This is a genomic window from Endozoicomonas sp. SESOKO3, from assembly GCF_024606255.1.
The window spans coordinates 1-10,733 of the sequence record NZ_JAHHPR010000450.1 but is presented as its reverse complement, the minus strand read 5'-3'; the positions used below and the strand labels follow the sequence as shown (position 1 = coordinate 10,733).

The window sequence follows — 10,733 nt, the reverse complement described above, 5'->3', positions numbered from 1 at the left end:
AACCAAATATAAATATCTAAGGTTGTAAGTAACGGAAAATATAATAGGAGACCTTCGATATGGACAGTCTTAACGGTGTTAATGGTGTTGAATGCACACTATGTCAAGATTCAGGTAGATGTGAAAGCATCACTCTACATTGTGGACATGCTTATGGTAGATCATGCATGCGGGTAAGTTTGGAAAAATATAACCAAACAAACTGTCATCTCTGTCGAAAGCAACTGAATGATGATGATATAAAAGAGATAAAAAAAATACCATTGCAGGAACGCGTGGTAACTATTTCGAAAAAAACTATTAAGTTTATCTGTCAGGTTGTTTGTACTTATGCTCCCTCGTTTGCTCCTTCGACTTTTGCAGGGTTTGCTGCCGGAGCTACCGGAGTTGCTGGTGCCGGAGTTGCTGGTGCCGGGTTTGCTGCTGGGTCCCTCGTTAGAGTGCTGTCTTTATCTGTTGTAACGGTTGTCTGGGGTGCCCACTTTTGTAAAAAGACGGACGGTTTCGCTAGCGGTGTTGCCAGCGGTGCTGCTATCGGTTTTGCTTTGGGAAATTTCGAAGCTGTTTCTATGGCTGCCGTGTCTATTGTCGGGACTACTGCCAACGCTGCTGGTAATTATCTCGTAAGAAACGATTAAAGAATGTTTTGCCGAGCTATTTTCGGGCATACACCCCTGACTATCCCCTCGAAATAAAACATCAAGGGAAGAGCCATTGCCTGTTTTCAACAATGGCTTGGAAACAATAGCTTGGAAACAATGGCGCGGAGGAAAATAGGGTTAAAAGATGACACCCTTGATGTCGTCGTCTTTACGATCCAGATAGTGGATAGACTTGATGCGACGGATCGTACGGGATTTACCACGAATCACCAGTGTTTCTGTTTCCGCAATATTGCCCTTGCGGGAAATACCTTCCAACAGATCACCCTTGGTAATACCGGTGGCTGAGAACACCACGTTGTCAGAGCTGGCCATATCATCCAGACGCAACAGGTTGCCGGGCTCAATGCCCATCTCTTTACAACGGCTGCGCTCAATGTCACCGGCAGCCTTATTCTCAGGTGTATCGCCCTTGGCTTGATCACGAGTCATCAGGCGACCCTGCATGTCGCCACCCAATGCACGAATCACGGCTGCCGATACAACACCTTCTGGTGCACCGCCGATGCAGTACATCATGTCGACTTCACTGTCAGGCATACAGGTCAGGATAGAAGCGGCTACGTCACCGTCGGGAATGGCAAAAACTTTTACACCCATTTTTTGCATCATCGCAATAGCACTGTCGTGACGAGGCTTGGACAGAGTGATCACGGTCAGGTTTTCTATGGGTTTGTGCAGCGCTTTGGCGACATTGTGGATGTTCTCTTTAAGACCCAGCTTCAGGTCGATGGCGTTTTTTGCACCGGGGCCTGCAACCAGTTTTTCCATGTACATGTCGGGTGCTTTCAGGAAAGAGCCTTTCTCGCCGGCGGCCAGAACAGCCACGGCATTGTTCTGTCCCATTGCGGTCATGCGGGTACCTTCAATAGGATCAACGGCAATATCAATGCTCTCGCCCTGACCTTTGCCAACTTTTTCGCCGATATAAAGCATGGGGGCTTCGTCGATTTCGCCTTCACCAATGACAATCTCGCCATCTATCTCAACCTTGTTGAGCATGGCTCTCATAGCCTCAACCGCTGCGCCGTCCGCTGCATTCTTATCGCCTCTGCCAAGCCATTTATAGCCAGCCAGTGCTGCCGCTTCGGTCACACGTGAGAATTCAATCGCCAGTTCGCGTTTCATGTTAATCCTGAAAGTGATCTTGGGTATGGGCGGGACTTTAGCACAACTCGGTGACCCAGAGTGAACCGTAACAGGCAAGATTTTACCCTCGCGAGTTTTCTCTTTTATTCGAATTGTGTTATCCACAGGCTTGACGCCATTTCCTGCATTCCGTAAAATTTCGCCGCTTTATATTGCCCCTAGCTGTATTTTCAGGGGTTGGTAGATGCCGGTTTTTACGCCGGCTTTTGCCGTTGAAGCAAAGAATCTTCTGCGCACTCCTCTGACGCAGCAGATTCTTACTCACTTAGAAACGACTGGAGTTCGCCAATGGCAACAATTAACCAGCTGGTTCGCAAGCCTCGTAAGCGTAAGGTCAAAAAGACCGACGTTCCTGCGCTGCAGGCCTGCCCACAGCGTCGCGGTGTATGCACCCGTGTTTACACTACTACTCCCAAGAAGCCAAACTCTGCGCTGCGTAAAGTTTGTCGTGTGCGTCTGACCAACGGCTTCGAAGTGACTTCCTACATCGGTGGTGAAGGTCATAACCTGCAAGAGCACAGTGTTGTTCTGATCCGTGGCGGTCGGGTAAAAGACTTGCCAGGTGTTCGTTACCACACCGTTCGCGGTAGCCTGGATACCCAGGGTGTTAACGACCGTAAGCAGGGCCGTTCCAAGTACGGTACCAAAAAGCCTAAGTCTTGAACTAGTAGCTTGAAACTAGTGTCTAGAGACTAGACTTGAGAACGCTCATTAGAGCAAGCATTTAAACAGTAGGTTGATAAGAGTAAGGTCAGGAGTTTTTTCCTGAGCTACCTGAAGGCCGAAAAGAGGGCTTATCAATGCCAAGAAGACGCGTAGTCGCCAAGCGCGAAGTACTGCCAGATCCAAAGTTTCATAACAAGACGCTGGCAAAATTCATTAACCATGTGATGGTTTCCGGTAAGAAGTCTGTTGCCGAGAAAATCGTCTATGGCGCACTGGACAAAGTTCAGGAGCGTACCAGCAAGGATCCTTTGGAGCAGTTTGAAAAAGCGCTCGAGTCCATCGCTCCTGTGGTAGAAGTAAAATCCCGCCGTGTCGGTGGTGCTACCTACCAGGTACCTGTAGAAGTTCGTCCAAGCCGTCGCACGGCCCTGGCTATGCGCTGGCTGGTAGACGCTGCGCGCAAGCGTGGTGAGAAGTCCATGGATCTGCGCCTGGCCGGCGAGCTGATGGATGCTGCCGAGAACAAGGGTGCTGCTGTCAAGAAGCGTGAAGACGTGCATCGCATGGCTGAAGCTAACAAAGCGTTCTCTCACTACCGTTTCTAAGTATCAGAGGATTGAGTCGTGGCCCGTAAAACCCCTATTGACCGCTATCGCAATATTGGTATTTGTGCCCATGTTGACGCGGGTAAGACAACGACCACTGAGCGTGTCCTGTTCTACACTGGTCTGAGCCACAAAATTGGTGAGGTGCACGATGGTGCGGCTACCATGGACTGGATGGAGCAGGAGCAGGAGCGTGGTATTACCATCACTTCTGCGGCTACCACCTGCTTCTGGCGTGGTATGGATGCTCAGTTTGATGAGCATCGTGTCAACATCATCGACACCCCCGGACACGTTGACTTCACCATCGAAGTTGAGCGTTCCCTGCGGGTACTGGATGGCGCTGTTGTTGTTCTGTGTGGTTCCTCCGGTGTTCAGCCTCAGACTGAAACTGTATGGCGCCAGGCTGACAAGTACGAAGTACCGCGCATGGTCTTCGTCAACAAGATGGACCGTACCGGTGCTAACTACCAGATGGTAGTCGACCAGCTGCGTGATCGTCTGAACGCTAATGCCGTTCCCATGCAGATGACCATTGGTTCTGAAGACGAGTTCAAGGGTGTTGTCGATCTGGTTAAGATGAAGGCGATCATCTGGAACGAAGCGGACCAGGGCATGACCTTCGCCTACGAAGACATTCCTGCTGAGATGGCCGATGTGTGTGCCGAAATGCACGAGTACATGGTCGAAGCCGCTGCCGAGGCTACTGAAGAGCTGATGGAGAAGTACCTGGAAGAAGGTGAACTCTCTGAGGAAGAAATCAAGGCCGGTATCCGTGCTCGCACCCTGGCTAACGAAATTATTCCGGTATTCGGCGGTTCCGCATTCAAGAACAAGGGTGTACAGGCCGTTCTGGATGCCGTCATCGAATACATGCCTTCTCCGAAAGAAGTTAAGGCCATTGAAGGTATCCTGGACGACGGTAAAGACACGGTTGAAACCCGTGAAGCTGACGACAATGCTCCGTTTTCTGCGTTGGCGTTCAAAATTGCTACCGACCCATTCGTGGGCACCCTGACCTTCATTCGTAGCTACTCCGGTACCCTGAATTCCGGCGACACCGTTTACAACCCTGTCAAGGGCAAGCGTGAGCGTGTGGGTCGTATGGTTCAGATGCACTCTAATAACCGTGAAGAACTCAAAGAGTGTCTGGCGGGTGATATCGTTGCTCTGATCGGCATGAAGGACGTAACCACGGGTGACACTCTGTGCGCCATGGACAGCGTTATTACTCTGGAGCGCATGGAGTTCCCGGAACCGGTAATCTCTGTTGCGGTTGAGCCTAAGACCAAGGCCGACCAGGAGAAGATGGGTATCGCTCTGGGTAAACTGGCTCAGGAAGATCCTTCTTTCCGTGTTCACACCGACGAAGAGAGTGGTCAGACCATCATCTCCGGTATGGGTGAGCTGCATCTGGACATCATCGTTGACCGTATGCGTCGCGAGTTCAAGGTTGAAGCTAACATTGGTAAGCCTCAGGTTGCTTATCGTGAGAAGCTGAAAGCCACCGTTGACGCTAACCACAAATTTGCCAAGCAGTCTGGTGGTCGTGGTCAGTACGGTCACGTTGTGATCGAGTTCTCTCCGGCTGAAGAAGGTGAAGAAGGTCTTCAGTTCGTCAACGAGATTGTTGGTGGTGTTATTCCCAAGGAATACATCCCGGCTGTTCAGAAGGGTCTGGAAGAGCAGATGCAGAACGGTGTTATCGCCGGCTACCCTCTGCTGGGTCTGAAAGCTCGTCTGTATGATGGTTCTTACCACGATGTTGACTCCAACGAAATGGCGTTTAAAATCGCTGCTTCTCAATGTCTGAAGAAATACGCGCCACAGGCTAACCCTGTTCTGATGGAGCCCATGATGAAAGTTGAGGTGGTGACACCTGAAGACTACATGGGTGACGTTATGGGTGACCTGAACCGTCGTCGCGGTATTGTTCAGGGTATGGAAGACACACCTTCCGGTAAGGTCATTAACGCTCAGGTGCCACTGGGTGAAATGTTCGGCTACGCCACAGATCTGCGTTCAGCAACTCAGGGGCGTGCTACATACTCGATGGAATTCAGCGAGTATGCCGAAGCTCCCGCCAGCATTGCTGAAGCGGTCATTAAAAATCAGGGTTAATAGTGTATGTGCGGTGTTCTAACAGACATAAAGGGCTGTTAGAATGCTGTACCGAGAATCACTACCCCCCGAACCATTGATATCTATCTAAGGGTCAAGAGAAATGGCTAAGGAAAAATTTGAACGTTCGAAGCCGCACGTAAATGTCGGCACCATCGGTCACGTTGACCACGGTAAAACTACTCTGACGGCTGCACTGACTCGCGTATGTGCAGAAGTATGGGGTGGCGAAGCTAAAGACTTCTCTCAGATCGATAACGCTCCTGAAGAGCGTGAGCGTGGTATTACCATCTCTACTGCTCACGTAGAGTACGACTCTCCTAGCCGTCACTACGCTCACGTAGACTGCCCAGGACACGCCGACTACGTTAAGAACATGATCACCGGTGCTGCCCAGATGGACGGCGCTATCCTGGTATGTTCCGCTGCTGACGGCCCCATGCCTCAGACTCGTGAGCACATCCTGCTGTCTCGTCAGGTTGGCGTACCTTACATCGTGGTATTCCTGAACAAAGCTGACATGGTAGACGACGAAGAGCTGCTGGAACTGGTTGAAATGGAAGTTCGTGAGCTGCTGGACACTTACGAGTTCCCAGGTGACGACACTCCAATCATCACTGGTTCTGCCCTGATGGCTCTGGAAGGTAAAGACGACAACGAAATGGGTACTTCCGCTGTTAAGAAGCTGGTTGAAACCCTGGACGAATACATCCCTGAGCCAGAGCGTGCTATCGATCAGCCGTTCCTGATGCCTATCGAGGACGTATTCTCTATCGCTGGTCGTGGTACCGTAGTCACTGGCCGTGTTGAGCGTGGTATCATCACTGTTGGTGAAGAAGTAGAAATCATTGGTATCAAAGAGACTACCAAGACCACTGTTACCGGTGTTGAAATGTTCCGTAAGCTGCTGGACGAAGGTCGTGCAGGTGAGAACATTGGTGCGCTGCTGCGTGGTACCAAGCGTGAAGAAGTTGAGCGTGGTCAGTGTCTGATCAAGCCAGGAACTGTAACTCCTCACACCAAGTTCGAAGCAGAAGTTTACATTCTGTCCAAGGACGAAGGTGGTCGTCACACTCCATTCTTCAAGGGCTATCGTCCTCAGTTCTACTTCCGTACCACTGACGTGACCGGTGCTGTAGAACTGCCAGAAGGCGTTGAAATGGTGATGCCAGGTGACAACATTAACTTCGTAGCTACCCTGATCGCTCCAGTAGCGATGGAAGACGGTCTGCGCTTCGCTATCCGTGAAGGTGGTCGTACTGTAGGTGCTGGTGTTGTTGCCAAGATCATCGAGTGATACTGAATCACTGGTAATCTAGACCACCCTATAAAAACCCCGGATTTTTTCCGGGGTTTTTTTTGTCTGTAAGTATTTAAACGACATCATATTTCCAACTCCGGGAGTAATTGATAAGGCATAGATAAAAGGGTTTCATTTGATTGAAACATAGCCAGTGTACGGTGGTGCCAGAATATGTAGTTTGGTTCAGGTCGCTTGTGATTGGAGATGACCCTATGAAAAAATGGATGACTGGTCTAGCTCTGGTATCAGTATCTGTTGCTAGCGCTTCTTCTTGGGCTAATTCGCCTGAGGAACTGACTGTTTACACGGCTTTTGAAACAGATCTGCTATCAACATTCGAAGAGGCTTTTGAGAAAGAGCATCCGAATATCACAATCAACTGGGTTCGTGATTCTACCGGGGTAATCACTGCCAGAATACTTGCAGAAGGAAAAGGAACTCCTGCTGATGTGGTGTGGGGGCTGGCTGCTTCATCCCAGGTGCTGCTGAAAAATCAGGGCATTATTAAAGCCTATACCCCGGAAGGTGTCTCCGAGCTTAAATCCGGCATGGTGGATCCGGAAAGCGATAAAGCCTGGTACGGACATGATGCTTTTTTTAATGCGATCTGTTTCAACAGCGTAGAGGCTGAAAAACTGGCTCTGCCAAAACCTGAAAAATGGGAAGACCTTCTGAATCCGGTCTACAAAGGGCATATTGTCATGCCTAATCCAGCCTCTTCCGGTACGGGTTACACTCAGGTGGCTGCCTGGCTGCAAACCATGGGTGAAGAAAATGGCTGGTCATATATGGAGGCTCTGGATAAAAATATTGCCAAATATACTCACTCTGGCTCCAAGCCCTGTGTTGAAGCAGCGCAAGGAGAAACGGTGATTGGTATTTCATTTGCCCTGCGTGGCGCTAAATTGAAAACTCAGGGTGCACCAATAGATCTTGTGATGCCTCAGGGTGTTGGCTGGGATTTAGAGGCAGTTGGTCTGGTCAATATAAAGTCCGATGCAGCAAAAGCACTGGCTGACTGGTCGGTTTCTGAAGAAGCCAATGAGCTTTACAACACGGTTTACCCGGTTGTCGCTCACAAGGATGTGAAAGGCGAAGTCAAAAATTACCCCGATGTTGAAGCTGTCATGGCTGACGTTGATTTTGGTCGAATGGCCAATGAGCGCGATGCTGTTCTTAAAGAATGGTCCGCTAAGTTTGAGTTTAAGTCAGAACAATAATACCCGTCGCCAAAACACTTAATAAAACTGAAGCCGTGGGTTTAAGGGGGATGCCATGCTTGAGCTCTTCAATGATCATCTGTTTTTCCACGATAAGCCATTTCATTACTTCTGGCTTCGCGATAACTGTCCTTGTCATCAATGCCGACATGAGTCGGGGCAAAGGCTGATTGAGGTAATGGACGTGTCTATGGATATCAGGCCAGAAACGGCAACTGTCGTTGATATTGGTGTTGATAAAAGCTTGCAGATTCTCTGGCAGGATGGTCACCGGTCAATCTATCCGGCAAGTTTGCTCATCGCTGAGGCGTTTGTCCCTGAAGCACCAAGTTTGTGGGGAGGGGGCTTGCAGGCTGACAGTATTCGTTTTGACTACAACGCTATAGACGATCCTGAGGTTAAACGACAGTGGTTGAAAGCCATTGAGACCCACGGTCTGTCATTTCTCTACAATGTGCCAGCTCAGGTAGGTCAGGTGCTCAAGGTTGTCGATCATTTTGGCTATGTCCGTGAAACCAACTATGGCCGTTATTTTGAAGTAATAAGCAAAGAAGAGCCGGAAAATCTCGCCTTTACGCCCAGGCCGCTGAGCCTTCACACGGATAATCCTTACCGTCATCCGGTGCCAACACTGCAATTGCTGCATTGCCTTGAGGCTGCCCCGGAGGGTGGCATCACCGCTCTGGCGGATGGTTTTTATGCGGCACAGTTGCTGAGACAGCAGTATCCTGAATACTTCGCTCTGCTTTCGACAACCACCCTGCATTACAACTTCAGCAGTGATAGCGCCAGTTTGTCGAGCACTGGCCCGGTGATAGAGTTGGGCTGCGAGGGTGAAATCATCGGTATTCGTATTAACAACCGCTCGGTCCAGCCGGTGCGACTGCCATTTGAAGAAACCAGAGACTTCTACGAAGCCTATCAGTTTTTTATGAATCTTCTTCACAGTGAAGCCTGTAAATATGCCTGTAAGCTGGCTCCGGGTGAATTGATGATGTTCAACAATCAGCGGGTTCTGCATGGTCGTGAAATGCCAGCCCGGGGTAAACGACATCTTCAGGGGGCTTATGCGGATATTGATTCCCTGCGCAGTGAACTTAAGCGAATGAATTGATCCAGAAGAAAAGATTATTGAAATGAGAGTTATTGACTTTATCCGCAAACAATATATCAAGAATGGTCATGTTGCTTATGGTGAGCATATCTCAATGACCAATCATATGTTGCAGTCAGCCTTTTACGCTGAACAGGGTGGCAGCTCAAAGGAAGTAGTGGTTGCTGCTTTCCTTCATGATATTGGCCATTTGTTGCATGGTCTCCCTGAGGATATTTCCGATCATGGCATCGATGGCTTTCATGAAGATATTGGTGAACGCTGTTTAAAAGGCTATCTGCCAACACTGGTCACAGATTGTATTCGTCTACATGTTCAGGCAAAGCGATACATGTGCACACTTAAGCCTGCCTATTACGACAAACTTACCGAGGCTTCGCGGGAGTCTCTTGCTATACAAGGTGGTTTGATGAGTGATCAGGAAGTCGCGGCTTTTGAAGCGGAACCTTATTACAAGGAAGCTATGCGAGTTCGGGTTTATGATGATATGGGCAAGCAAGCAGAGCTGGAGCATCCTGATCTGGATTACTACCTGAAGCTGACTGAAGAGTGTTTGATGATCACTGAGATGTCTGCTCCCGATAGCATATTGGCTGCTATGGGTCTTGGGCTCAACCCGGCTGCGTTTCGGGATTAGTCTGAAACAAAAGTGCTTAAGGTAATAAAGCGCACCAATCAAAAGAAAACTGGAAAAACGAGGAACTGTGAAAACGAGGGATAAAAAAATCACTGCGGTGGTCGCAGTGATTTTCGGCTTATAGTTTTGATTGTATTGGCTTTATGCTCTTGATGTTGAAGCTGCCCCCTCATAATAAGCCACAATCCTGTCAGCAAGCTTTGATCGTTCGAAGCCATTGTCATTGGTCGCTTCCAGAACCCTATTATAAGCCTTTGCCATACAATAGGGGGTAAAGTAGGCTGTCACGCTAAATCCGACGAAAGCCCCAACACAGGTACCAATAACGCCACCGGTAAACAGGCCTGCTGGCCCTGCTATCGATCCAAGCAGTGCACCCATGGAGCCCGTAGCAAAAGCTCCAACGGCAGTGGCAGTTGGTATGATGTATAACGCTGATGCAACGCCTGTCGCGATCGCTGACAATGAGGCCAGGACGCGATTGGTTTTTCGGGTTTTCAGTGGCTGCCCCTCATATCTGCTGCTCCCTTCAGTCATGTGTGGGCCTTCATTGGAGTGCGCAGCGATAGCTACCCGTTTGCCAGAAAGGCTTGCTTCATTTTTTTCTGAAAAAGTGACTTCAGATGTCGGGCGATATTGATCCGTTGCAACACGTTGGTCGGTATGGGTATAAATCATATTGCACCTCCATTAGCATCGATTTATTAATTGTTACTCTGGGGTAGTTCTTCCGTGGATGAACTTATGTACTGAATGATATTGCTCAATATGAAACCATTCAATTACATAATTGTCAGAGTTACTAACATTTGAAGAGTGCAATATGGAATCAGGGTGAAAAAAATTTGTTTCATGAAGAGAAACCGCTTACTATGCCTCACTTGAAAAGCTTCATGGTTTAGAAAGCTCAGGCCTTTTTAAAGCCTGCTCTTGAGGAATTGCAAGTGCATCCTGTATTATTTATATTGATATCTGTATCAATTCAGGCTTTTTCGTTTGCTTACGTTTCGAAAGAATTTGATCCCGGTGAAATTATACAGTATTCATTGATTTCATTTCTTTTGTGCGGTTTAGTTTTTTCAATGGTTTTATATAAAAAAGGGAATCTTTGTTTAGAAGCAAAAGAAATACATGAACTATTCAGGCTGAATATTGCAACCAGCTTTGCTTTTCTTGGCTTTTATTTGTCACTTATATTTACATAAAAAAGCTTGAGAATAATATTCCACTATTAGTCCTTATTTTTTTGTTCGGTC

10 protein-coding genes and 1 pseudogene are annotated in these 10,733 nt (G+C 48.5%); 9 read left to right on the top strand and 2 right to left on the bottom strand.

What is annotated here, in order from left to right:
- Window positions 1-59 precede the first annotated feature (59 nt).
- A pseudogene (locus KDK18_RS14725) lies at window positions 60-158 on the top strand (hypothetical protein); the annotation flags it as partial.
- Window positions 159-179: 21 nt separating this feature from the next.
- Window positions 180-638 (top strand): hypothetical protein, encoded by a 459-nt coding sequence (locus KDK18_RS07760; protein ID WP_257254331.1) that lies wholly within the window; start codon window positions 180-182, stop codon window positions 636-638.
- A 141-nt stretch (window positions 639-779) separates the two neighbouring features.
- Here KDK18_RS07760 and glpX read toward each other — a convergent pair whose 3' ends face one another.
- On the bottom strand, window positions 780-1,790 hold the full coding sequence (glpX, locus tag KDK18_RS07755; protein WP_257254330.1) for a class II fructose-bisphosphatase: 1,011 nt from the start codon (window positions 1,788-1,790) through the stop codon (window positions 780-782).
- Between the two features lie 309 nt (window positions 1,791-2,099).
- Here glpX and rpsL point away from each other — a divergent pair, with 309 nt between their 5' ends.
- From rpsL to KDK18_RS07720, 7 genes are all read left to right on the top strand, one after another.
- Entirely contained in the window at window positions 2,100-2,474 is a 375-nt protein-coding gene (rpsL, locus tag KDK18_RS07750) for a 30S ribosomal protein S12 (protein WP_034841716.1), read from the top strand.
- A 137-nt stretch (window positions 2,475-2,611) separates the two neighbouring features.
- Window positions 2,612-3,082 (top strand): 30S ribosomal protein S7, encoded by a 471-nt coding sequence (gene rpsG, locus KDK18_RS07745; protein WP_252177337.1) that lies wholly within the window; start codon window positions 2,612-2,614, stop codon window positions 3,080-3,082.
- A gap of 18 nt (window positions 3,083-3,100) precedes the next feature.
- Window positions 3,101-5,203, top strand: a complete 2,103-nt coding sequence (gene fusA / locus KDK18_RS07740; RefSeq protein WP_257254329.1) for an elongation factor G — start codon at window positions 3,101-3,103, stop codon at window positions 5,201-5,203.
- A 103-nt stretch (window positions 5,204-5,306) separates the two neighbouring features.
- On the top strand, window positions 5,307-6,500 hold the full coding sequence (gene tuf, locus KDK18_RS07735) for an elongation factor Tu (protein WP_257254328.1): 1,194 nt from the start codon (window positions 5,307-5,309) through the stop codon (window positions 6,498-6,500).
- 218 nt (window positions 6,501-6,718) lie between these two features.
- Window positions 6,719-7,726 carry a putative 2-aminoethylphosphonate ABC transporter substrate-binding protein gene (locus KDK18_RS07730; protein ID WP_257254326.1) on the top strand — a complete coding sequence of 336 codons (1,008 nt, stop codon included), beginning with the start codon at window positions 6,719-6,721 and terminating at the stop codon, window positions 7,724-7,726.
- Between the two features lie 55 nt (window positions 7,727-7,781).
- Complete coding sequence (locus tag KDK18_RS07725; RefSeq protein WP_257254324.1) at window positions 7,782-8,840, top strand: TauD/TfdA family dioxygenase; 1,059 nt, start codon at window positions 7,782-7,784, stop codon at window positions 8,838-8,840.
- A 22-nt stretch (window positions 8,841-8,862) separates the two neighbouring features.
- On the top strand, window positions 8,863-9,477 hold the full coding sequence (locus KDK18_RS07720; RefSeq protein ID WP_257254323.1) for an HD domain-containing protein: 615 nt from the start codon (window positions 8,863-8,865) through the stop codon (window positions 9,475-9,477).
- A 141-nt stretch (window positions 9,478-9,618) separates the two neighbouring features.
- On the opposite strand, the gene KDK18_RS07715 is transcribed toward KDK18_RS07720, so the two are convergent.
- Window positions 9,619-10,155, bottom strand: coding sequence for a hypothetical protein (locus KDK18_RS07715; RefSeq protein WP_257254322.1), 537 nt, complete (start codon window positions 10,153-10,155; stop codon window positions 9,619-9,621).
- Window positions 10,156-10,733 lie beyond the last annotated feature (578 nt).

Excerpts from the sequence above, each read along its gene's own strand:
- glpX (WP_257254330.1), bottom strand. The coding sequence starts at position 1,790 with ATGAAACGCGAACTGGCGATTGAATTCTCACGTGTGACCGAAGCGGCA.
- rpsL (WP_034841716.1), top strand. The coding sequence starts at position 2,100 with ATGGCAACAATTAACCAGCTGGTTCGCAAGCCTCGTAAGCGTAAGGTC.
- rpsG (WP_252177337.1), top strand. The coding sequence starts at position 2,612 with ATGCCAAGAAGACGCGTAGTCGCCAAGCGCGAAGTACTGCCAGATCCA.
- tuf (WP_257254328.1), top strand. The coding sequence starts at position 5,307 with ATGGCTAAGGAAAAATTTGAACGTTCGAAGCCGCACGTAAATGTCGGC.
- KDK18_RS07730 (WP_257254326.1), top strand. The coding sequence starts at position 6,719 with ATGAAAAAATGGATGACTGGTCTAGCTCTGGTATCAGTATCTGTTGCT.
- KDK18_RS07725 (WP_257254324.1), top strand. The coding sequence starts at position 7,782 with ATGCTTGAGCTCTTCAATGATCATCTGTTTTTCCACGATAAGCCATTT.
- KDK18_RS07720 (WP_257254323.1), top strand. The coding sequence starts at position 8,863 with ATGAGAGTTATTGACTTTATCCGCAAACAATATATCAAGAATGGTCAT.
- KDK18_RS07715 (WP_257254322.1), bottom strand. The coding sequence starts at position 10,155 with ATGATTTATACCCATACCGACCAACGTGTTGCAACGGATCAATATCGC.